The 21,779-nt window shown below is 36.1% G+C and carries 21 protein-coding genes; 18 read left to right on the top strand and 3 right to left on the bottom strand.

The annotated features are described in order from the left end of the window. The first annotated feature begins 6 nt into the window (after positions 1–6). The 5 genes from ACPDG9_RS07500 to ACPDG9_RS07480 are packed head-to-tail and all read left to right on the top strand — an operon-like array spanning position 7 to position 5,789. Positions 7–1,275 carry a flippase gene (locus tag ACPDG9_RS07500; protein ID WP_430527139.1) on the top strand — a complete coding sequence of 423 codons (1,269 nt, stop codon included), beginning with the start codon at positions 7–9 and terminating at the stop codon, positions 1,273–1,275. Continuing rightward, positions 1,272–2,327, top strand: a complete 1,056-nt coding sequence (locus ACPDG9_RS07495) for a glycosyltransferase family 2 protein (RefSeq protein ID WP_430527138.1) — start codon at positions 1,272–1,274, stop codon at positions 2,325–2,327. Before ACPDG9_RS07500 ends, ACPDG9_RS07495 begins: the two co-directional genes overlap by 4 nt. Positions 2,328–2,334: 7 nt before the next feature. Then, entirely contained in the window at positions 2,335–3,744 is a 1,410-nt protein-coding gene (locus ACPDG9_RS07490) for an O-antigen ligase family protein (protein ID WP_430527137.1), read from the top strand. Further along, the gene (locus tag ACPDG9_RS07485) at positions 3,704–4,513 is read left to right on the top strand and encodes a glycosyltransferase family 2 protein (protein ID WP_430527136.1); all 810 of its coding nucleotides are present in this window, start codon (positions 3,704–3,706) and stop codon (positions 4,511–4,513) included. The genes ACPDG9_RS07490 and ACPDG9_RS07485 overlap by 41 nt, the downstream gene beginning before the upstream one ends. 49 nt (positions 4,514–4,562) lie before the next feature. Further along, positions 4,563–5,789 carry an O-antigen ligase family protein gene (locus ACPDG9_RS07480; protein ID WP_430527135.1) on the top strand — a complete coding sequence of 409 codons (1,227 nt, stop codon included), beginning with the start codon at positions 4,563–4,565 and terminating at the stop codon, positions 5,787–5,789. Here ACPDG9_RS07480 and ACPDG9_RS07475 read toward each other — a convergent pair. Continuing rightward, positions 5,783–6,859 carry a glycosyltransferase gene (locus ACPDG9_RS07475; RefSeq protein WP_430527134.1) on the bottom strand — a complete coding sequence of 359 codons (1,077 nt, stop codon included), beginning with the start codon at positions 6,857–6,859 and terminating at the stop codon, positions 5,783–5,785. The two genes, ACPDG9_RS07480 and ACPDG9_RS07475, sit on opposite strands and share 7 nt — an antisense overlap. A gap of 119 nt (positions 6,860–6,978) precedes the next feature. On the opposite strand from ACPDG9_RS07475, the gene ACPDG9_RS07470 reads away from it, so the two are divergent. The 3 genes from ACPDG9_RS07470 to purD all read left to right on the top strand — a co-directional run bounded on the left by ACPDG9_RS07470 (position 6,979) and on the right by purD (position 10,680). Next, entirely contained in the window at positions 6,979–7,962 is a 984-nt protein-coding gene (locus ACPDG9_RS07470) for a UDP-glucuronic acid decarboxylase family protein (protein ID WP_430527133.1), read from the top strand. Next, positions 7,962–9,311 (top strand): exopolysaccharide biosynthesis polyprenyl glycosylphosphotransferase, encoded by a 1,350-nt coding sequence (locus ACPDG9_RS07465; protein WP_430527132.1) that lies wholly within the window; start codon positions 7,962–7,964, stop codon positions 9,309–9,311. Before ACPDG9_RS07470 ends, ACPDG9_RS07465 begins: the two co-directional genes overlap by 1 nt. Before the next feature lie 97 nt (positions 9,312–9,408). Next, positions 9,409–10,680: a phosphoribosylamine--glycine ligase gene (purD, locus tag ACPDG9_RS07460; protein ID WP_430527131.1), complete on the top strand. Its 1,272-nt coding sequence runs from the start codon at positions 9,409–9,411 to the stop codon at positions 10,678–10,680. Between the two features lie 8 nt (positions 10,681–10,688). On the opposite strand, the gene ACPDG9_RS07455 is transcribed toward purD, so the two are convergent. Next, positions 10,689–10,919, bottom strand: a complete 231-nt coding sequence (locus tag ACPDG9_RS07455) for a DUF6341 family protein (protein ID WP_430527130.1) — start codon at positions 10,917–10,919, stop codon at positions 10,689–10,691. Positions 10,920–11,027: 108 nt separating this feature from the next. On the opposite strand from ACPDG9_RS07455, the gene ACPDG9_RS07450 reads away from it, so the two are divergent. Beyond that, entirely contained in the window at positions 11,028–11,966 is a 939-nt protein-coding gene (locus ACPDG9_RS07450; RefSeq protein WP_430527129.1) for a DUF6427 family protein, read from the top strand. Here the strand turns inward: ACPDG9_RS07450 and upp are convergent. Then, positions 11,961–12,614 (bottom strand): uracil phosphoribosyltransferase, encoded by a 654-nt coding sequence (gene upp / locus ACPDG9_RS07445; RefSeq protein ID WP_182647954.1) that lies wholly within the window; start codon positions 12,612–12,614, stop codon positions 11,961–11,963. The two genes, ACPDG9_RS07450 and upp, sit on opposite strands and share 6 nt — an antisense overlap. 59 nt (positions 12,615–12,673) lie before the next feature. Between upp and ACPDG9_RS07440 the strand changes: the two genes are divergently transcribed. The 9 genes from ACPDG9_RS07440 (at position 12,674) to ACPDG9_RS07400 (ending at position 21,778) form a co-directional block, all read left to right on the top strand. Next, entirely contained in the window at positions 12,674–13,279 is a 606-nt protein-coding gene (locus tag ACPDG9_RS07440; RefSeq protein WP_430527128.1) for a DUF4254 domain-containing protein, read from the top strand. A gap of 182 nt (positions 13,280–13,461) precedes the next feature. Beyond that, positions 13,462–14,505, top strand: coding sequence for a glycosyltransferase family 9 protein (locus ACPDG9_RS07435; protein ID WP_430527127.1), 1,044 nt, complete (start codon positions 13,462–13,464; stop codon positions 14,503–14,505). A gap of 36 nt (positions 14,506–14,541) precedes the next feature. Continuing rightward, positions 14,542–15,054 carry an adenine phosphoribosyltransferase gene (locus ACPDG9_RS07430; RefSeq protein ID WP_430527126.1) on the top strand — a complete coding sequence of 171 codons (513 nt, stop codon included), beginning with the start codon at positions 14,542–14,544 and terminating at the stop codon, positions 15,052–15,054. A 291-nt stretch (positions 15,055–15,345) separates the two neighbouring features. Then, the gene (locus tag ACPDG9_RS07425; RefSeq protein WP_430527125.1) at positions 15,346–16,245 is read left to right on the top strand and encodes a hypothetical protein; all 900 of its coding nucleotides are present in this window, start codon (positions 15,346–15,348) and stop codon (positions 16,243–16,245) included. Between the two features lie 505 nt (positions 16,246–16,750). Continuing rightward, on the top strand, positions 16,751–17,431 hold the full coding sequence (locus tag ACPDG9_RS07420; RefSeq protein ID WP_430527124.1) for a GNAT family N-acetyltransferase: 681 nt from the start codon (positions 16,751–16,753) through the stop codon (positions 17,429–17,431). Positions 17,432–17,448: 17 nt separating this feature from the next. Continuing rightward, on the top strand, positions 17,449–18,648 hold the full coding sequence (gene argG, locus ACPDG9_RS07415) for an argininosuccinate synthase (RefSeq protein WP_430527123.1): 1,200 nt from the start codon (positions 17,449–17,451) through the stop codon (positions 18,646–18,648). Beyond that, positions 18,638–19,615: an N-acetyl-gamma-glutamyl-phosphate reductase gene (gene argC, locus ACPDG9_RS07410; protein ID WP_430527122.1), complete on the top strand. Its 978-nt coding sequence runs from the start codon at positions 18,638–18,640 to the stop codon at positions 19,613–19,615. The genes argG and argC overlap by 11 nt, the downstream gene beginning before the upstream one ends. Before the next feature lie 13 nt (positions 19,616–19,628). Continuing rightward, entirely contained in the window at positions 19,629–20,768 is a 1,140-nt protein-coding gene (locus ACPDG9_RS07405; protein WP_430527121.1) for an aspartate aminotransferase family protein, read from the top strand. An 11-nt stretch (positions 20,769–20,779) separates the two neighbouring features. Next, on the top strand, positions 20,780–21,778 hold the full coding sequence (locus tag ACPDG9_RS07400) for an acetylornithine carbamoyltransferase (protein WP_430527120.1): 999 nt from the start codon (positions 20,780–20,782) through the stop codon (positions 21,776–21,778). Position 21,779 lies beyond the last annotated feature (1 nt).

The raw sequence follows: 21,779 nt of genomic DNA, 5'->3' as shown, positions 1-21,779 counted from the left end.
ATTGTTATGGAGCGGATCAAAATGTTTTTTAAGGAACAGAATTTTAAAGTATTAATCGGCAATTTTCTGTCCTTAACGGTATTACAGGTTTTAAATATACTCTTGCCTTTTTTAACGATTCCCTACTTGCTTCGCGTGGTTGGTGTTGAAAAATTTGGTTTGATAAGTTTTGCTTTGGCATTCGTAACCTTTTTTCAAATTGTGGTGGAGTATGGGTTTAATACAATTTCAACAAGAGATGTTTCGGTTGTATCCAGAGATACGAAAGCTGTTCAAACTATTTTTAATAGAGTATTGACTACAAAGCTTTTCTTGCTTTGTATTAGCACGGTTGTTTTTTTACTTACCGTTATGCTTATACCCAAGTTTAGAGCGGATTTAGAAGTATATCTCTTTACTTATATCATGGTTATTGGACAAGCACTATTTCCTGTGTGGTTTTTTCAAGGCTTACAGCAAATGAAATATATAACTTATTTGAATGTTATATTTAAGACCAGCTGTACCCTTCTAATCTTCATTGTAGTCAAACAAGAAAGCGATTATTATTACGCGCCATTGTTGACATCTATCGGCTTTTTGTTAAGTGGAATATCGGCGCTTTGGGTCGTAAGATCAAAATTTAATATTCGATTTTCCTTTTGCGGTTTTAAACAAGTAAAAGAACAGCTGAGTCAGGCGAAATATCTTTTTCTGTCTGAGTTTCAGATTGCGTTAATTGCCAATGCCAATGTATTGATTGTGGGATTTTTGTTGAATGATGTTGCTGTGGGATATTACGCTACAGCTGAGAAGGTAATTCGCGCAGTGTCTAACCTACAAGCTCCGATTATCAACGCATTTTACCCCTATATCTCTAAATTGATGCTTGAAAACAAAACGAAGGCAATCCAACAGATAAAGAAATTAGCTCGTTTTGGTGCTTTGGCTGATATCGTGGGGCTTGTAATTCTATTTCTCTTTTCAGAATTCATTTTCTCTATCCTTTTTGGCAGCCAACCAACACAGAGCGTTTTAGCCTTTCGAATTATGATATTGTTCCCGCTGCTTTCTTTTTTAGATCAGCTGTTTGGAAAGCTAGTCTTGTTAACGAACAACAAAGAAAATCTATTTTTTAAAGTCTTTTTTTATACCTCAATCGCTAGTGTATTATTATGCGTGGGATTAACCTATCAGTTGGGATTTGTCGGTACAGCGATAGCCAGTACCATTGCGCAATCTCTGCTTGCCTTAGGAATGTGGTATTATGCTAAACCCTTTTTAAAAACATCATGACAACACCAATAGTTAGTATTATTATTCCCGTTTACAATGGAGCAAAATTCATTGAAAAGACACTGATAGCGATCCTGAATCAAAGTTTAAATGCTATTGAAATTATTGTTGTTGACGATGGTTCTACCGATCACACCCTTGAGGTTGTAAGTGCATTCTCAGACCCTAGGATACAAATCATTTCAAAAAAAAATGGAGGAGTGAGTTCGGCTCGTAATACAGGAATCAAGGCCGCTAAAGGAGAATATATCGGGTTTGTGGATGCAGATGACATAGTAAAAGAGGATTTTTATGAGCAATTAGTAGGATCATCATCTGAAGTTGATGTGGTTATCAGTGGTTTACTAATTGAAAAAGAGGGAAGCTTTGTACACAAGGAATCACTGCTTGAATCCGATCGAATATACAGCCAAGAAGCGTTTGCTAAAGAAATATTAGCCCGCTATTTAACAGTGGAGAATTTAGATTTACTCTCCGTTGTAAATAAAATATATAAACGCAGTTTTTTAATCGATAAGGCTATCTTATTCGATGAGAATTTAACGCTAGAGGAGGATGGGATGTTCAATCTCAAGGTCTATACTACAATGAGTGCCGTAGTCCAAATTGCGTATTCAGGTTACTACTATCTAGATAATGAAACGAGTGTGACTAGAGATTTTATGGGGAGCAATGCTTTGGAACAACTCGTTCAAAAGTTTAATTATGACTATAAAAAAGTGAATGGCTTAGATTTTAGTGAAGCACAAATACGTACCTTTAAATCATCAAGATTCATGTATAGCATTTGTTTTTTACTTTTTAGGTTATCCAAAGCTAAAATGAAAAGAGCAGGAAAAAATGCGTTTATAGATCGTGTTATGTGCGAACCGACAGTTTTGTATGCTGCACAGCACTTGAATGAGTATTACGTACAGCACCGCTCTAAATTTGAAAAAATAATCGCTTGGTGTATCCAAAAAAATCAAGTGTTGTTGATCAAAGGACTCGTGCAGTTGCTGTCAATCGCGCACCAAACTAAACTCATTGAGATAATGAGAAAAATAAATTAATCAGACAATGGATTTTCGTAAACTGTATTTAGCACTATTCTCCTTAGGGTTGTTCTTCTTACCTTTCAATAGTTTGGAGGGCTATAAGATATTGAGCATTTTTAAGAAAGAAGGAAGCGCTTATTTTTGGTTGCCAGCGATAGGACTTTTATTGGTTGCTTTTTTGTTGTTGAGAAAGAAAATAGTGGTACCTATTTTTTCAAAATCGTACAAAATATTCTTTTTGTTTTTGGCTTTTTCGGTTTTAACCTTCTTGCTCAATCTAAGTGATATAGTACAACATTTCTACAAGCAAAAATCAGGAGTTTACATGTTTGGTGTTAATTTCTTTATGTTGCTTTTTGCTGGGGTGGGCATAGTGTTATTGGTTCACAATGCCTTTAAAGGGATGAGAGTAGAAAATATTTTTCTCATGACGCGGAAAATTATTTTTTGGTCCTTTCTCTTTGTATTTGGTTATGCGATAGTGCAGCTACTGATTTTGAGATTTGAAGTCTATCGTTTAGAATCTCTTTTTTGGGCACTTGATTATCTGCCTTTTGTTCATGGACATTTATTTTACAATACAACGCGGTTGAATTCTGTCTCTTTTGAGGTTCCGGCGTTGGGAACATATCTTATTTTTATTCAAGGTTGGATGTTTAGCTATATCTTGACGAATCAGAGTAAATGGCGTTTTATACCTTTTGCTCTCGTATTGTTCTTAGTGTATTTCAGTGGTGCACGATCAGCTTTGGTTTCTATTCTACCTCAGCTTTTAGTTATCCTATTGCTATATAAGCCCGTTCAATATTTTGTAATCAACAATGCGTTTTTTGCTTTGAAAAGTCTTGGTCTCGTACTCCTTTTACTGTTTGCACTAAAGGGAAGTAGTCTCCTTGACCGTATGCAACAAACAAGTATAGAACAATTGGTGGGAAACAGCATATCAAATAAAAGCAGAATAGGAATGCAGATAGCTTCTTTACATGTTTTTAGCGATTCTCCGTTGTATGGTGTTGGCTTAGGACAAGAAACGTATAGCAAAATGAAATATTACCCCACGTGGGCCGTTAAAGACAATTATGAGTTTAGTGAGATGTATTTAAATGAAGAGGATCGCATGTATCCACCTGCCTTTAATGTTTACACAAAATTATTGGCAGAAACAGGAATAATTGGCTTTTTGTTGTTTGTATGGTTCCAATTAACAAGTCTCAAGGAAACAGTCGTTTTAATTGCTAGAACTTCAGGTACAAAGCGTATTTTTGCTCAAACATTGCTGATTACTCTCGTTGGGTTAATCGTAAATTGGGGACAAAATGACGATTACATGCTATATGGTTTCTGGATTAGCTATGCGTTTTTATTAATATTGATGAATACCAAAATAAAAGATGAAAGAGGTGAAAATTTCAGTAGTAATTCCTTGTTATAATTGCAGTGCTACTATTGATGTATGCATAGCTAGTGTTTTTAGTCAAAGTTATCTTCCTTTTGAGGTTCTTTTAATCGATGATGGGTCTAAAGATCAAACCTTAGAAATGCTGTATGCGATCAAGGAGCAATATGCTAATAAGCCTGTATCTATAACCGTTGTAACACAAAAAAATCAAGGGCCTTCTGTCGCAAGAAATGTTGGATTAACCCTCGCAAAAGGGGAATGGATTGCCTTTCTTGATTCTGATGATGTTTGGCATAAAAAAAAGCTGAGCAAACAAGTTGAGGTATTGACAATCTATCCTGATGCAGTTGTCATTGGTGGAGAGAAGGGCGCGTTTAAGCCTGAAATAAGCACAGCACATGTAGCGAAGATCAACTTTAAAAAATTGTGCTTTAAAAACTACTTTCTGACCTCTTCGTCGATGGTTAAAAGAGAACATTTACAAGGTGTCTTGTTTAATATTACTCAAAAGCACTCCGAAGATTATCGCTTTTTTTTCGATCTATTAAGCAAAGGAGACTATGGGGTTATCCTCTTTGAAAATCTGTCCTGTAGTATAACAATGAAGCGAGATTTTGGAGATTCAGGTCTATCAGGAGATATCTATAAAATGCAGCGAGGAGAATTATCCAATTTTAAATACCTGTATCAAAACAAGCTGTTGAATGTAGTTGAATATGTGTTTTTTTATCTTTTTTCAAATTTGAAATTTTTAAGAAGATTTATTATTTCTATAGGATATAAACTTACAAATAAGCAGTAGTTTAGCTGTGTTTCTTTAGGGAAAAGTTGATTGAGAAAGTACCATTGTTATGAAAGAAAAAGGGATTACAATCATTAAACACGTTTTATTAGTCACCTATGTTGGTTTCTTAGTGTTTGATTTCAAAATTATCAATTTAGCTTTAGTTGCCTTATTGCTTTTTTTTCTTTTTTCTTTTAAAGAAAATAAGGCGCAACTATATACCAATTGGAAAGAAAATCGGTTTGTTTATGGAACACTCTTAACGCTGATTGGCTTTCAGTTGATACACGGTGCTCTTTTTGCTGATTTAAGTGAAAAACGCTTTGGTTTCTTGGCTATTTTATTCGCTTCTTCTACTATTTTGCTTTGGATCAAAGACATTCGAATTATTCTGTATTGCTATTTGAGTTGTTTGCTTCTTTTAGTGGTAACAGGAAGCTTTAATTTACTGCAATACTACCTAACTACTGATTACTTTACCATAAATAAAGGAGGACATATCGATACGCTACTAGTGGTTGCCAGACCTTATGTAGGCTTTATGTTGAATATTGGGATTTTAATCAGTTTGTTTTTATCGCGTAGACAAAACAAACATAAGGTATTCTATATCCTTTTAAGTTTGTTTTTCTTCGCTTATTTAGCCTTTATTGGAAATCGCATACAGATTGTTTCTTTAATCCTTGTTGCTCTTTTATATGGGATTTTTTACATGAAAACCAGTGGGATTAAAAAAGTCATTGGATTGTTGGGCTTTAGTTCGGTGATAGTTCTTCTTTTTACTTTTACTCCTACGTTGAAGGAGCGTTTTGAACTCAATTCATTAACAACGTTAGATAACTTAGTTTGGAGGTTAGAGCAAAAAGAACCGCGCGTATTAATTTGGAAATGCGCATTTTCTTTTACTACCGAAGAAACCTTTAATCCTTTGTATGGACTAGGAAGAGTTCAAACTTTAGACGATAAGCTAGCGCAGTGCTATGAAGATAATACGCACGGTAATCCGATGCGGGATTATTTCTTAGAAGCCTTGTTTAATACGCACAATCAATTTATTGAATACTATGTCTTAACAGGTGTAATAGGAGTTGGTTTACTCCTTCTCTTATTTGGATCTCTCCTTGCAAAAGTGAAACGCTTTTTCATTCCTGTAGCGCTAACGTGTTCTCTTTTTAATTTTTGTTTTGTAGAGAATCTGTTTAACAGGCAATTAGGGGTGTATTTGTTTGGTTTTGTACTTACACTTATTTTATTGCTTTACAAACAACAACAGAAAGACACAGCAGGTTACTGAGCCTGATAGATAGCTAGTAGTTCACCAAAGTTTTTGTTTTTGTCAAATTTACTTTGACAAATCGCATAGGCTTGTTGCCCCATTTTTTTTCGATAATCCTCATGTTCTAATTGGGCTAAGAGCGGAAGTAAATCCGTTTCTTTTGTAAACAAGAAACCATTGTGTTGAGGTTCGACAATGTCGTTATTGCCAATGACATCTGTGGCAATAATGGGTTTTCTAAAAGCCATTGCTTCAAGGACAGCAATTGGTAGTCCTTCCCAAAGGGAGGTTTGCATATAGAGATCTAATTGATTCAAATAAGGGAAAACCGCTGTGTTATTGGTAAACCAACCCGATATGGTAATATTGGGGGCCGTGAGGAGATGGCGTAGCTCTCCGTCGCCAATCCATATAAATTGATGTTGTGGAAACTGCAAGGCAACCGCATTGAATAGACTTGGATTTTTTTGATACGATATTCGACCAATTGTTCCAATAACTAATTGCGAACTACTATTCTCCTTCTCAATATAATGTTGATTAAGATGAGATAAATCTATTCCGTTTCGGACCAGGAGTGAAGGGCCAATTTTTTTGGCAATTTTAAATTCTGTATCTCCACAAGCAATCGTCGTTCCACCAAAGAAAAGTTGAGTTAGCTTTTCAATGCTGTAAAAGAGTTTTTGCTTAGTAGAAGAAATATCCTGTCGCAAAAAAGAATATCCATGTGGCGTATAGTACACCTTGTGTTTAAATTGAAGCATAAAACACGCCCATCGACCAATTACACCCGCTTTAGAAGAGTGCAAGTGAATCACATCGGGTTGGAGTTGCTTTAGGGTGCGTCTTAGTGCAAAAGTAGAGCGGATATCTTGTATAGGCCTAAGTTCTCTCTCCATTTCGATAGGAATTAATCGAATGGAAGGGGAGAAATCTTGGTCAATCTGGTCTTGCGTAATTTCTTTTCGCTTGTTGCTGTATATAATATAAGTTTCAATATCAGGATATTGACTAAAAAACACAGCTAGATCCTTAAAATAAGAATACACACCTCCACCAAAAGATTCTACAATATGGATAATTCGCATTAGCAGTCTAAATTTTTAAAGACAAATTTAGTTTATTTATTTAGGATTTGTAAAATCATTAAGGAACTAATTCTGAGAATTGAGAAAGTTCCTTAACTTTGTTTGAAATAAAAAATAGGATGAAACGTATTTTAATAACAGGTGCAGCAGGTTTTTTGGGTTCTCATTTATGTGATCGTTTTCTTGCAGAGGGATTTCACGTTATAGGGATGGATAATCTAATTACGGGAGACTTAAAAAACATAGAACATTTGTTTGCAGAGGCGTATTTTGAGTTCTATCACCACGATGTGACTAAATTTGTTCACGTGCCAGGAGAACTAGATTATATTTTGCATTTTGCTTCACCAGCAAGTCCTATTGACTATTTAAAAATTCCGATTCAAACACTCAAGGTTGGATCGCTAGGAACGCACAATCTATTGGGGTTGGCAAGAGAAAAAAAGGCAAGAATTTTGATTGCTTCTACTTCTGAAGTATATGGAGACCCACTGGTTCATCCGCAGACGGAGGAGTACTATGGTAATGTGAATAGTATAGGACCAAGAGGGGTTTATGATGAAGCTAAGCGATTTCAAGAATCGATTACCATGGCTTACCATACCTTTCACGGGTTAGACACGAGAATTGTGCGTATTTTTAATACTTATGGCCCTCGCATGCGTCTCAATGATGGACGCGTAATACCTGCCTTTATTGGTCAAGCTCTGCGTGGAGAAGATCTAACAGTTTTTGGCGATGGTCTTCAAACAAGATCGTTTTGCTATGTAGACGATCAAGTAGAAGGAATATACCGTTTGCTACTGTCGGATTACCATTTACCTGTTAATATTGGAAATCCTGAGGAAATCACCATCTTAGATTTTGCCAAAGAAATTATTAAGTTGACAAATAGCGAGCAAAAAATAATTTTTAAGGACTTACCAATAAATGACCCCTTACAACGTTGTCCTGATATAACTAAAGCTAAAACGATATTAGGATGGTCGCCTAAAATTGATCGAAAGGAAGGAATGAATCGCACCTTATCCTATTTTAAATCTTTTACAAAAGAAGATTTAGCAAAAGAAGAACACAAAGATTTTTCAAACTACATCTATTAATGAGTAAAAAAGCAGGTAGGTATTCTTATTTAATACGTCCTTTAACTACATGTGTTGATTTAATTATTATCAATGCATTGGCTCAGGTTTGGTTTTCAAGCCTGACGGAAGGCCATATTTTATTTCATTTGATTTTGTCAATTGGATGGTTAATCGCTGCGGGATTAAGTGGATATTATGAGGTATATCGACACACTAAAACGGTGCGTGTTGCAGAAAAGGTATGCAAGCAATTTATCTTTCAATTTATACTCGTCGCTTCTTACAACGGTATTTTAGATCGATTTGCCGAAGCCAATGAACTCGTTGGTTATGGCATCTCTATTTTTGTAATCATCTGTACCATTAAGTTTACTATTTTCTTTTTATTGAAATACATCCGAAAATTTTTAGGCGGAAACTTTAGAAATATTGTGTTAGTAGGTAGCGAAAAAGAAGTCCATAATTTAAAATCAGTATTGCTTAAAAGAACGGACTTGGGCTATCGCATAAACAACCACTTTTTTAATCTTGAAGACGACAGTTTAGAAGATTTGAAAAAATACTTGTCTGAAAACGAGGTGGATGAGCTTTTTATTCAGTTTTCTCTAACGAAAGAGAAGAACTTCTTGGCTATTTTAGAGTTTGCTGATAACAGCATGATTACCGTTCATTATATCCCTACACAAAAAGATATTTTGAACAACAATTTTGCCGTAGAATACTACGACCTAATACCCGTTGTTCCCAGAAGGGTTATTCCCTTAGACAAACCGTATAACATATTACTTAAGCGATTATTCGATTTGGTGTTTTCTAGTTTAGTAATTGTCTTTATCTTGTCTTGGCTGATTCCTTTGGTCGCCTTCTTAATCAAAAGAGAGTCTAAAGGACCTGTTTTTTTTAAGCAAAAAAGAACGGGATTGAACGACGAAGAATTTTGGTGCTATAAGTTTAGATCGATGCACATAAACGAACTTAGCGACAAACAACAAGCAACGAAAAATGATCAACGCATAACGCGAATAGGTGCTTTCTTGCGCAAGTCTAGTTTGGATGAATTTCCTCAGTTTATCAATGTGTTCCTTGGCGATATGTCTATTGTAGGACCGCGTCCTCATATGGTAGTACATACTAAAATGTACTCCAAACGCGTGAGCCGATTTATGTTGAGACACTTAGTAAAACCCGGAATTACAGGAATGGCTCAGACTCATGGATACCGCGGTGAAATTGAAAACGACAGAGATATTATCAATCGTTTTAAATACGATTTATTCTACCTTGAGAATTGGTCTATTTTATTGGATTTGAAGATTATTTATCTCACCGTTTACAATGTTTTTAAAGGAGAAGAAAAAGCGTATTAAATCTTTTTAGTAAGTTGTTCCTCTTATTCTTAGGAACTTTTTCTTTATTCGTTTTTTTATAATTATTTTTGAGCCTTAATAACAAACAACACAATTAATGAATATTTTATTATTAGGTTCAGGTGGACGTGAGCATGCATTAACATGGAAAATGTTACAAAGCCCACAATGTAAGGCCGTTTTTGTTGCTCCTGGTAACGCAGGAACTGCTCAAATTGCGAAGAATATAGCGATCAATCCCAATGATTTTGAGGCTGTAAAACAAACAGTTATAGCCAATCAAATTGACTTGGTTGTCGTTGGACCAGAAGATCCGTTAGTAAAGGGAATTGTAGACTTCTTTAAACAAGATCCAAGTATTCAGCATATTCCTGTGATTGGCCCTTCAAAAAAGGCTGCGCAATTAGAAGGAAGTAAAGACTTTGCCAAAGCGTTTTTAATGAAACACAACATCCCTACAGCAGCGTATCAAAGCTTTACAAAAGACACCGTGGAAGAAGGAAAGAAGTTCTTAGAAACTGTAAAAGCGCCTTATGTTTTAAAAGCAGATGGATTAGCTGCAGGAAAAGGAGTGGTGATTTTAGAAAACCTTGAGGAAGCAAAAACCGAATTAGAGAATATGCTAGTGGATGCTAAATTTGGAGATGCAAGTTCAAAAGTAGTGATTGAGGAGTTCTTATCGGGAATCGAATTAAGTTGTTTCGTGTTAACAGATGGTAAATCCTATCAATTATTGCCTACTGCTAAAGATTACAAGCGAATCGGTGAAGGTGATAAAGGATTGAATACAGGAGGGATGGGAGCTGTTTCTCCAGTGCCTTTTGCAACGGATGATTTCTTGAAAAAAATAGAAGATCGCATTGTAATTCCTACTGTAGAAGGAATTAAGAAAGATCAATTAGATTATAAAGGATTTATTTTTATAGGCATCATCAAAGTAGGAGAAGATCCATTCGTTATTGAATATAATGTGCGTATGGGAGACCCTGAAACAGAAGTTGTTATGCCTAGAATAAAATCGGATTTAGTGGAGTTGTTTCAAGCGATTGCCAACGAAGAATTAGCTACAAAAACAATTGAGTTAGACCCTCGCAGTGCTACAACTGTTATGTTAGTTTCTGGAGGATATCCGGAAGAGTACGAAAAAGGCAAAGTAATTCATGGATTGGAGCAAGTAGAAGATTCTATTGTTTTCCATGCAGGAACAGCACTAAAAGACAATGAAGTTGTGACGAATGGAGGTCGTGTTTTAGCAGTTACTTCATACGGTAATAGTTACGATGAGGCATTAAAAAAATCTTATCAAAACATAGATAAACTAAATTTCGATAAGATTTATTATCGTAAAGATATCGGTTTCGATCTTTAAGATAGGAACTACTTTAGAAATGAGTGGGCTGTTGTATCTTGAGTATCCTCGTCATTTGCTTTAAAAATTTGTAATTGTTTTAACCAAAATACAAAGTAATAGCAAGTAACTAGGATGAAAAACCAAGTAATGATGTTTGCAGTCCACCAGTTCTCAAGTTCTAGTTTTGCAAAGAAATCCATAGGAATGAAAAGAACCTTTTCAAACAAGAATCCTAAACCATTAAAAAATGAAGTCATTTTCCTTTATTTTTAAATTAGATAAAATTATTTGAATTCTGCTATACTTAGTATAGAATACAAAATACCCAAAAAACAAATAGTACTACAAAAATATAAAATATATACATGTTAGCAAGTATTTTTAGTAAAACTAGACCGATTAACTATATCATGCTTACGCTTTTAATCGTGATAGGTTATAGTTTATTTATTGGTTTAGATTCTAGTATTGAGTGGACCATCTTTGAAATTCTTAAAAGAGGATGTGTTTTATTGCTATTGTTACTCATGATGTATGTCTCACAATTTATCGTTTCACGCAATCGATTAGTTGATGATACGGGGTATGTTCCCCTTATTTTTACAAGTTTTCTGTTTGTGTTTCCTACGTCTTTTGAGAATGTCCGTGTGATTATAGCCAGCTATTTTATACTATTAGCACTGCGACGTATTTTGTCCCTACACTCCCTGAAGCAGTCTAAGGAAAAGCTATTAGACGCTTCGTTGTGGATTTGTATTGCGAGTTTATTTCACTTCTGGAGTATTCTTTATTTAATCTTATTATTTTATGCGATTGCATTTTTTGGAGCAAAGGATTATCGCAATTGGATCATTCCCATTATTGCTTTTTTCGGTGCTTCGATCCTGTTAAGTCTCTATTTGTTAATTGAAGAGCAACACTTTTTAAGTTGGTGGACAGAACGCGTTCAAGTTAGTTTTGACTTCATGTATTTTGAAAATATTTTTCAAAATATTGCGTTAGCCGTATTTGTCTCTATCGCACTTTTGTATGCTGTTTCTCAAACGTTAGCCATCAAAAGCAGGCCCTATAATATGCAAAACACCTACAAGAAAATTATACTTTCCTTTCTCATAGGTGCTGCAATTTATGTGATATCTGCTGATAAATCGAACGGACTTTTGTTATTTACTTTCTTTCCATTAGCGATTTTAGGTGCTAATTACATTGAAAGTATCCCACAAAGATGGAGAAAGGAAGCCAATGTGTACAGCATTTTTTGTATTGGCTTGTTTTTCTACCTTGTACAATTACTTATCTTATAATTTTTGGCCATAAGCAAGGTCTCCCGCATCTCCTAAACCTGGCACGATGTAGTTGTGATCGTCTAATTTTTCATCTAAAGTCGCAACCCATAAGTGTACATCAGCAGGAAGGTTTTCTTCTAAATACTGAATTCCCTCGGGAGCAGCAATCACAACTGCAAGATGCAGTTCTTTTGGTTTTTCTTCATTCATTAACTTATTGATAACGGCAACAAGCGATTGTCCTGTGGCTAACATGGGATCAATGAGAATTAAAATTTTATCTTGAAACGAAGGTGCAGCTTGATATTCGACAAGGATTTCACTCGCTTCTCCGTGTTTGCCATGACGGCGATAGGCAGAAACGAATCCATTTTCGGCGTCGTCAAAAAAGTTCATAAACCCGGTGTGTAAAGCTAGTCCCGCACGCAAAATAGAACACAACACAACGTTGTCTTCAATGCAGGTGGTGTGCTTAATTCCCAAAGGAGTTTGTACATCTAGCGCTTTAAAAGGTAGTTTTTTACTCAGTTCATAAGCCATAATTTCTCCTATGCGCTCGATGTTTTTTCTAAAACGCATGCTGTCTTTTTGAATGTTTACATCGCGAAGCTGGGCTAAGAAATGATTTAAAATGCTATTCTCCTCAGAAATATAGTGAATTTTCATAACGGTATAATTAGTACCATAAAAGTATTAAAACTATATTTGTAAATAAAATTATTCATATGTTTTCAGCATTAGCCTTTCCAATATTCGAAGAGAGTATTCGTGACTATCATAAATATGATAATGTAGATCAGCCAATTAGCAATCCTTATCCAAAAGATGATATCAAACATTTATTGTATCTAAAAAATTGGATTGATACCGTTCAATGGCATTTTGAAGATATTATTCGCGATCCGCAAATTGATCCCGTAGCAGCTTTGGCTTTAAAGAGAAGAATTGATGCTTCAAACCAAGAAAGAACAGATATGGTTGAGTACATCGATAGTTATTTCTTGAATAAGTACAAAGAGGTTCAAGTAAAAGCAGACGCTAAAATTAACTCTGAAAGTCCGGCTTGGGCCATCGATCGCTACTCTATCTTGGCGTTGAAAATTTACCACATGCGCGAAGAAGCAACAAGAGTGGAAGCAACACCTGAACACAGAGCAAAATGTCAAGAAAAATTAGATGTTTTGTTAGAACAAAAACAAGATTTATCCACGGCAATTGACGATTTATTGAATGATATTGCACAAGGAGATAAATACATGAAAGTGTATAAGCAAATGAAGATGTACAACGACGAGGAATTAAACCCGGTGTTGTATCAAAATAAAAAATAAGAAAAAGGCGTGTAGCATACACGCTTTTTTTATGCAAAGAAAGGAGAGCAATTGATAATTTGATTGCACCATGGAAAAAGAACTAGAGAAAATATCTTTTTTTCTATCAGTAAAAAAAATTACTTTTGTTTGGTAAAGCGTGGATAATCACGCTTTTCTTGTTCCAGATAAATAGATTTTTAGTGAAAGGTTTACAACATATTGTCATTTTTAGACTATCCGCTATGGGTGATGTAGCCATGACTGTGCCTGTTATTCGCGCATTAGTTGAGCAACATCCCAACCTTCGTGTAACAGTAGTTTCACGTCCTTTTTTTAAACCCTTTTTTAAGGGAATAAACCGCGTCGATTTTTACGCTGTAGATGTCAAAAAAAAGCATAAAGGATTTTTGGGATTAATTCGCTTGTACAAAGACATTAAGCGATTAAAACCCGATTATTTTGCTGATTTTCACAATGTGTTACGCGCGCAAATTGTGCGTAGTTTGTTTGCGCTTTCGGGTGTAGCTACCGCAGCACTAGATAAAGGAAGAGCCGCTAAAAAAGAACTAACTCGCGCGGAAAACAAGGTGTTTCAACCGGTGCAAACGATGGTGGAGAATCACGTGCAAACGTTGAAAAAACTCGGATTTATCGTCGATTTGTCTGCCCCTGTATTTCCAGCAATTCCACCCTTATCGCCAGAATTAGAGGTGTATAAAAAAGAACAAGATAAAACGTGGATAGGTATCGCGCCTTTTGCACAGTATGATAGCAAAGTGTATCCCCTTGATCTCATGCAAAAAGTAGTTGATGAACTAGCGGAACAAGAGCATAATTTAATCTTCCTATTTGGAGGAGGTGAAAAAGAAATTGCGTTATTAAATCAGTTGAAACGCGACAATGACAATGTTATCGTCATGGCAGGTAAAGTAAAATTAGACGTGGAGATGAATTTAATTCAGCATTTGGATGTAATGTTATCCATGGATTCTGGAAACGCACACATTGCTGCCATGTTAGGGGTAAAAGTCGTAACTTTGTGGGGTGCAACGCATCCTTTTGCTGGCTTTACTCCTTTTAATCAACCCATGGAGTATGCTCTAACCGCAGATCGTACAGAATATCCCCTGTTGCCAACATCCGTTTACGGAAATAAAAAGGTAGAAGGATATGAAGATGTTATGCGTACAATTACACCTAACGCAGTATGTACTAAAGTGATTGAAGTAGCACAAAAAAAATAAGAAATAGAATCGGATAACGATCGAATAGAGGATATTATGAAGATAGAAGATTATATCAGAGATATTCAAGACTTTCCAAAAGAAGGTGTTGGTTTTAAGGATATTACTCCCCTTTTAAATGATGCTGCAGCGATGGAAGTTGCCAGTCAGCAATTATTGGCGTTGGTTGGCAATAAAAAAATAGATCGCGTAGTAGGAATGGAGAGCCGCGGATTCTTCTTTGCTACCTTGTTAGCAAAAGAATTAGGAGCAGGGTTTGTGCCTGTTCGAAAACCAGGTAAATTGCCTTTTACAACCCTTTCTCAAGAATACCAACTCGAATATGGTACAGATGTATTGGAAATCCATGCAGACGCGATCAAACCCGGAGAAAAAGTATTGATTCACGACGATGTACTAGCAACAGGAGGAACAGCAGAAGCCGTTTGTAAATTGGTTGAACGCTTAGGAGGTGAAATCGTACAAGTAAACTTTTTGATGGAATTGTCTTTCTTGCATGGACGAGATAAGTTAAAAGCGTATGACGTAAAAAGTTTATTGAGCTATTAAATTATAACTTTTTGAATCTATAAAGGAAAAGGAGATGTTCGTCAGACCATCTCCTTTTTTTTCTTCAACCAGTGAAATAATATTTTGAAAAAAGCCTTATTTTCGCTCTAGTTGATTCTTTTTTTTATAATGAATTAGTAGTTTTTATTCTGTTTTTAAACCTAATTTCTATTGATTGTGTTTTATACTAATAAAGAATGTATTTCTATTCTTTATTATATAAAAAGGAAAAAGGGGTGATAGTAAAGTGTAAAAAAGAGCTAATTTTGCAAAAAATTAATTTAAAATACTATGAGAAAGATTTTTAGAACGGTTGGAATTTGCTTTATTGCATGCCTAGCTTTTAGTTGTACATCAGACGATAATACAGTAAAAGAGGAAAACTCAGGAGGAGAAAATCCAGGAGGAGAAAATCCAGGAGATACAATAACTTTATGGGTACTGGATAAAGTAGAAGAGAAAATATATGATTCCAAATACAATGAGGAAGGTGAAGTGATCGGTTCTGAGTTATTTAGCATAACGAACTATGTGTTCAATTATGATGAAAAAGGTAGAGTTGACGCGATAGATGTTGATCAGTTAGATGAAATTCCCTTTCCTGAAGAGTCGCATTATACAACAAGAGCAACAGTAACCTATAATGACAAGGATCAAATCACAAGACTTTATACAGTAGATACACAAGATGGAGAGGCGTGGTATGATGAAAAAATGGAGTACAATGGTGAGGGACAATTAATAAAAACTGTTGAATCGGTTGATGGTGAAACGAAATTTTTTCAGTATAATGCAAAGAATCAAGTAACTACTTTAAAAATACTTGATGATAGTGGACATGTACTAAATTATACTTATGAGTATGATAATCGTGGAAATATCGCTCGCGCAGCAGAAGCAGATAATGGATTCCATGTGTTTTCTTATGACGATAAGAAGAATCCTTATACGCATATGTCTATGAATTTATCGTATGATGATTTTGAATATACTTACGGATTGACTGTGTTGAAGATTGGAGCGAATAATATAACTTCGTATACAGATGATCGCGGAGCAGTTTGGCTAAGAGAATTTGAATATAATGCAGAAGGATATCCAACAAAGGCAAAGGCTTATTTTAAAAACGATAGAACAATTGTAGGGTCAACGTATAGTTACACCTATAAAACAATCACTGTTGCAAAATAAGTGAAACAAAAAACAAATGAAGAGAAAGAGGTTACTAACTGAAGTAGCCTCTTTTTTTTGGCCTAATTTTTGCGTTAAGTGATTCTAATTAGAAAAAAAGGGTATTAATACGATTGTTCAGATGGTATAAGTTATTGTTTTTTAGCTAATTGGTTAATTAGTGTTATTTTTTATAAAAATACTTGCATATTAAAATTTTTATTAGAAAACTTTGTACCAACCCAGTAGGGTATATACAAGAAATGAAGAAAACAGTACAACATATTACTTTTAAAACGAACAGCATGGCCTCAGCTACTGCTGCTGTTTTCTTGTTATCTACATCGCGGTCTTCGCGGTCGCGGGCTTAATTCGTTAAGCATTCTTTTTCTTGGGAACTTTTGTTTCCCAATCCAATAAATCTATCCATTTTTTAATGTATTTCAACGAGATTGAAAGGGGAAATTCGTGCGTTTAAGCCGATTGAACCATACACTCTGTTGAATTCTAACTATCTGTTTTTGAGATGAATTCAAATCAGTTTATGGTGATGCCAGCGAATGAAACACACGTTGGTTATGCCGCACAAATTTGCGATGAAATGGCACTTTCTGCTCAAGCTCGTGGTACGGGAATTGCAAGGAGAAAACCCGAATATGTGGCAAACAAAATGCTGGAAGGTAAAGCCGTTATCGCTTTGCATCGCGACGGAACTTGGGCGGGATTCTGTTATATCGAAACCTGGAGCCACGGGGAGTATGTTGCCAATTCAGGACTGATTGTCAATCCCGTATTCAGAAAGGAAGGCTTGGCTAAGACCATTAAAAAGAGAATCTTCGAATTGTCTCGAACCCAATATCCCCAAGCGAAAATATTTGGACTCACCACAGGTTTAGCCGTGATGAAAATCAATTCAGATTTGGGGTATGAACCGGTTCCCTACTCCGAACTGACGCAGGATGAATCTTTTTGGAAAGGATGTGAAAGTTGTGTCAATTTTTCCATCCTACAAAGCAAGGAGCGAAAAAACTGCCTCTGCACTTCTATGTTGTGGGATCCGATAGAAAAAGAAAGAGAATTAAGATCAAAAATCGATCAAAAAACCAAAGCCAAAGAACGCTTAAAAGAAATGCAGAAAAAATATTCTTTGCTCAAGAGACTGCAAATGAAGCTAAAACAAACGGTAAAGAAAACGCATCTATTTTAAATTTAACAAGAAACAAAATGAACAAAAAAATAGTTTTAGCCTTTAGTGGCGGATTAGATACAAGCTTTTGCGTCATCTATTTAAAAGAAGAGTTGGGATATGAAGTGCACTCTGTTGTTGTGAACACAGGGGGATTTTCTCCAGAAGAGTTAAAAGAAATTGAACTCAAAGCGTACAATTTAGGTGTAACTTCTCATACGACAATTGATGAAACAGAAGCATACTATAACGATTGTGTGAAATACTTGATTTTTGGCAACGTATTGAAAAATGCAACCTACCCTTTGTCAGTAAGTGCTGAACGCGTTTGTCAAGCTACAGCTATTGCCAATTATGCCAAACAAATTCAAGCTACAGCTGTTGCTCACGGAAGTACTGGAGCAGGAAATGACCAAGTGCGTTTTGATATGATTTTTAATATTTTACTTCCTGAAATTGAGATTATTACCCCTATTCGAGACTTGAAATTAAGCAGAGAGGAAGAAATCTCTTATTTAGAAAAAAACGGAGTAAAAATAAACGCAGAAAAAGCAAAATATTCGATTAATAAAGGATTGTGGGGAACTTCAGTGGGAGGAAAAGAAACCTTAACTTCTAATCTATATTTACCAGAAGATGCTTGGCCAACTCCAGTGACCAAGACAGCCGAAGAGGTTGTTGAAATTGTGTTTGAGCACGGAGAACCTGTAGCATTAAATGGCGTTCACATGAACCCTACTGAAGTCATCCAACAACTACAAGAAAAAGCACAACCCTTTGGTATAGGGAGAGATATCCACGTCGGAGATACGATTATTGGTATCAAAGGAAGAGTGGGGTTTGAAGCCGCGGCTCCCCTAATTTTAGTCAAGGCACATCACACCTTAGAAAAACACACCCTCACCAAATGGCAATTGAGTTGGAAAGAACAATTGAGTGCTTTTTATGGCAATTATTTACACGAAGGGCAATTTCACGATCCCATTATGCGCGATATCGAAGCCTTTTTGACTAATACGCAAAAAACAGTAAATGGAAAAGTAGGGATAACGCTCCACCCCCACCGTTTTACTATTCAAGGAATTGAATCTGAAAACGATCTGATGTCGAACGATTTTGGTAGTTATGGAGAGATGAACAACATGTGGACAGGGGAAGATGTTAAGGGATTTTCGAAAATATTTGGCAATCAAGTGATGATTTGGCACAAAGTAAATACACAAAAAGATGAGTCGTAGTAAAATAAAAGTAGGTATAGTGGGGGGGGCTGGATATACAGGGGGAGAACTTCTTCGATTGCTGTTGTGGCACCCGCAAGTGGAGCTTGTATTCGTGCATTCAAACAGCCATGCAAATCAACCTGTGTATAGCGTACACAGTGATTTGTTTGGTGATACTGAGCTGTTGTTTACTACTACATTGGATACTACTATTGACGTTGTTTTTCTGTGTTTAGGACACGGAGATAGTCGTGTTTTTTTACAAGAGAACTCCTTTGGGTCGACAGTAAAAATTATTGATTTGAGTCAGGATTTTCGATTAAAACTAGCGGGGAATTCTTTTGTTTACGGCTTGCCTGAATTGAATAAAGAAAAAATTAAAACAGCGCAGTTTATCGCAAATCCCGGTTGTTTTGCAACTGCTATTCAATTGGCTTTGTTGCCTTTAGCAGCTCAACAGCTCTTGACCAATTCTATTTATGTTCAAGCAGTCACAGGATCAACTGGTGCGGGACAAAGTTTAGCTTCGACTTCTCATTTTAGTTGGCGTACCAATAATCTATCGGTTTATAAAGCATTTAATCACCAACATTTAGGGGAAATTGGAGAAAGCTTGGCGCAATTGCAACCGATAAATACTCCGAAAATTAAGTTTATTCCCGAAAGAGGGGATTTTGCTAGGGGAATTTTTGCAAGTATCGTACTAGAATCAACGAAAAGCCTGGAAGAACTACAAATGTTGTACAAACAGTATTACGAGGAACATCCCTTTACGCATGTTAGCACAACAGATATTCACCTCAAACAAGTGGTTAACACCAATAAATGTTTGATTTCGATTGCAAAAAATCAAGAGGATGTATTGATTACTTGTGCCATTGATAACCTATTGAAAGGGGCTGCTGGTCAAGCAGTTCAAAATATGAATCTCCTTTTTGGATTTGATGAAAAAATGGGAGTAACCTTGAAGGCTTCTGCTTTCTAAATTCGATAAAATTATGATGAAATTATATGATGTATATCCTTTAAACCCAATTGAAATAGGTAAAGGACAGGGGAGTTATGTTTTTGATAAAAACGGACAAGCGTATTTAGATCTATATGGAGGACATGCCGTTATTTCTATCGGACATACTCATCCTCATTATGTTAGTAGTGTAAAAAAACAATTAGATCAAATCGGATTTTATTCCAATTCTATTGAGATTCCTTTGCAACAACAAGTAGCTACTTTGTTAGGTAAAGTTGCCGGAATACAAGACTATCAGTTGTTTTTGTGTAATTCAGGAGCGGAGGCGAATGAAAATGCACTCAAACTAGCTTCTTTTCACAACGGAAGAAAAAGGGTAATTGCCTTTTCTCAAGCTTTTCACGGAAGAACTTCGTTAGCGGTTGCTGCGACAGATAATCCTAAAATTGTAGCAGCAGTCAATCAAACAGATGACGTTGTTTTCTTGCCGTTTAATGACGAAGATGCGTTAGAACAAGCCTTTCAAACGTATGGAGAGGAAGTAACAGCCGTAATTATTGAAGGAATTCAAGGAGTTGGTGGAATTCGAGTAGCAACGCCATCTTTTCTGCAAAAAATAAGATCGCTTACACTACAGTATGGGGCGGTTTTTATTGCCGATGAAATTCAGTGTGGATACGGGAGAACAGGCTCTTTTTATGCAGTAAATGACAGTGGAGTTCAAGCGGACATTTACACCATGGCAAAGGGAATGGGAAATGGTTTTCCTATTGGAGCTGTTGCTTTAGCTCCACAATTTAAACCTTGGCACGGACAACTGGGAACAACATTTGGAGGCAATCACTTAGCCTGTGCAGCAGCCGTTGCTGTATTAGAAGTGATTCAACAAGAGCAACTGTTGGAGCAAGCAAAAAAAGTCGGAGCCTATTTGATGGAAGAATTAAAACAATGCAACAAAATTCAAGAGGTAAGAGGAAAAGGACTAATGATCGGAATTGATTTGCCCATGGAGTTAAAAGAAGTGCGCAATGACCTGTTGTTTAAGGATTTTATTTTTACAGGTAATGCTAGTCCTAATGTTATTCGTTTACTTCCGGCGTTGAATATCAAACAACAAGAGGTTGATCTATTTTTAGATAAATTGAACCAAAGATTAAAACAATACTAATACAAGAACAGATGAAACAGTTTTTTTCAGTACACGATATTCCTTCCTTAGCTGAAGCAGTACATACAGCTTTAGCGTGTAAGGCAGATCCCTTTCAAGAAGAACAACTAGGAAAACACAAAGTGTTGGGCTTAGTGTTTTTGAATCCGAGTTTGCGTACGCGTATGAGCACACAAAAAGCAGCTTTAAATTTGGGTATGGAGGTGATGATTATGAATATGACATCGGATGGTTGGGCACTAGAAACGAAAGATGGCGTAGTAATGGATGGAGATACAGCAGAACATATCAAAGAAGCCGCTGCTGTAATGGGAGCGTATTGTGATATTTTGGGTTTGCGTTCTTTTCCGGGTTTAAAAGATGCGCAGGAGGATTACAGTGAAGAGCTGTTTCACAAGTTTGCTCAGTATTGCGGAAAACCCCTTGTGAGCTTAGAGAGCGCAACTAGACATCCCTTACAAAGCTTGACCGATTTGATGACGATCGTTGAAAAAGGAAATTTTATCTATGAGCAAAGTAAAAAACAATATATACCACAAGGAAAGAAACCCAAAGTCGTATTGACGTGGGCTCCTCACGTAAAAGCCTTACCGCAAGCGGTGCCTAATTCATTTGCAGAATGGATGATTGAAGCAGAAAAACAAGGATGGATTGATTTTGTTATTACGCATCCTGAAGGCTATGCGCTTGCTGAGGAATTCACCACAGGTGCTACGATAACTACAAATCAAGAGGAGGCCTTAGCGGATGCTGACTTTGTGTACGTAAAGAACTGGTCAAGTTATGAGCAGTATGGACAAATTACATGTACAGATTCATCTTGGATGTTAACTCTAGACCATTTAAAGGGGAGCAATCAAGCCAAAGTGATGCACTGTTTGCCAGTAAGACGCGATTTGGTCATTGCTTCTGAAGTGTTAGATAGTAATCAAGCTATTGTTATAGAAGAAGCTGGAAATCGCGTATGGGCCGCTCAAGCAGTACTACAAGAAATATTGAAAAATAAATAAA

Origin of the sequence: Myroides sp. C6-3, assembly GCF_050522425.1 — a bacterium.
GTDB lineage: Bacteria > Bacteroidota > Bacteroidia > Flavobacteriales > Flavobacteriaceae > Flavobacterium.
The sequence above is the reverse complement of the archived record's forward strand: the minus strand, read 5'-3'. Positions and strand labels throughout refer to the sequence as shown.

Excerpts from the sequence above, each read along its gene's own strand:
- purD (WP_430527131.1), top strand. The coding sequence starts at position 9,409 with ATGAATATTTTATTATTAGGTTCAGGTGGACGTGAGCATGCATTAACA.
- ACPDG9_RS07400 (WP_430527120.1), top strand. The coding sequence starts at position 20,780 with ATGAAACAGTTTTTTTCAGTACACGATATTCCTTCCTTAGCTGAAGCA.
- argG (WP_430527123.1), top strand. The coding sequence starts at position 17,449 with ATGAACAAAAAAATAGTTTTAGCCTTTAGTGGCGGATTAGATACAAGC.
- ACPDG9_RS07470 (WP_430527133.1), top strand. The coding sequence starts at position 6,979 with ATGAAACGTATTTTAATAACAGGTGCAGCAGGTTTTTTGGGTTCTCAT.
- ACPDG9_RS07500 (WP_430527139.1), top strand. The coding sequence starts at position 7 with ATGGAGCGGATCAAAATGTTTTTTAAGGAACAGAATTTTAAAGTATTA.
- ACPDG9_RS07455 (WP_430527130.1), bottom strand. The coding sequence starts at position 10,919 with ATGACTTCATTTTTTAATGGTTTAGGATTCTTGTTTGAAAAGGTTCTT.
- ACPDG9_RS07425 (WP_430527125.1), top strand. The coding sequence starts at position 15,346 with ATGAGAAAGATTTTTAGAACGGTTGGAATTTGCTTTATTGCATGCCTA.
- ACPDG9_RS07405 (WP_430527121.1), top strand. The coding sequence starts at position 19,629 with ATGATGAAATTATATGATGTATATCCTTTAAACCCAATTGAAATAGGT.
- ACPDG9_RS07440 (WP_430527128.1), top strand. The coding sequence starts at position 12,674 with ATGTTTTCAGCATTAGCCTTTCCAATATTCGAAGAGAGTATTCGTGAC.
- ACPDG9_RS07450 (WP_430527129.1), top strand. The coding sequence starts at position 11,028 with ATGTTAGCAAGTATTTTTAGTAAAACTAGACCGATTAACTATATCATG.
- ACPDG9_RS07475 (WP_430527134.1), bottom strand. The coding sequence starts at position 6,859 with ATGCGAATTATCCATATTGTAGAATCTTTTGGTGGAGGTGTGTATTCT.
- ACPDG9_RS07430 (WP_430527126.1), top strand. The coding sequence starts at position 14,542 with ATGAAGATAGAAGATTATATCAGAGATATTCAAGACTTTCCAAAAGAA.
- ACPDG9_RS07495 (WP_430527138.1), top strand. The coding sequence starts at position 1,272 with ATGACAACACCAATAGTTAGTATTATTATTCCCGTTTACAATGGAGCA.
- argC (WP_430527122.1), top strand. The coding sequence starts at position 18,638 with ATGAGTCGTAGTAAAATAAAAGTAGGTATAGTGGGGGGGGCTGGATAT.
- ACPDG9_RS07485 (WP_430527136.1), top strand. The coding sequence starts at position 3,704 with ATGAAAGAGGTGAAAATTTCAGTAGTAATTCCTTGTTATAATTGCAGT.
- ACPDG9_RS07490 (WP_430527137.1), top strand. The coding sequence starts at position 2,335 with ATGGATTTTCGTAAACTGTATTTAGCACTATTCTCCTTAGGGTTGTTC.
- upp (WP_182647954.1), bottom strand. The coding sequence starts at position 12,614 with ATGAAAATTCACTATATTTCTGAGGAGAATAGCATTTTAAATCATTTC.
- ACPDG9_RS07480 (WP_430527135.1), top strand. The coding sequence starts at position 4,563 with ATGAAAGAAAAAGGGATTACAATCATTAAACACGTTTTATTAGTCACC.
- ACPDG9_RS07420 (WP_430527124.1), top strand. The coding sequence starts at position 16,751 with ATGAATTCAAATCAGTTTATGGTGATGCCAGCGAATGAAACACACGTT.
- ACPDG9_RS07465 (WP_430527132.1), top strand. The coding sequence starts at position 7,962 with ATGAGTAAAAAAGCAGGTAGGTATTCTTATTTAATACGTCCTTTAACT.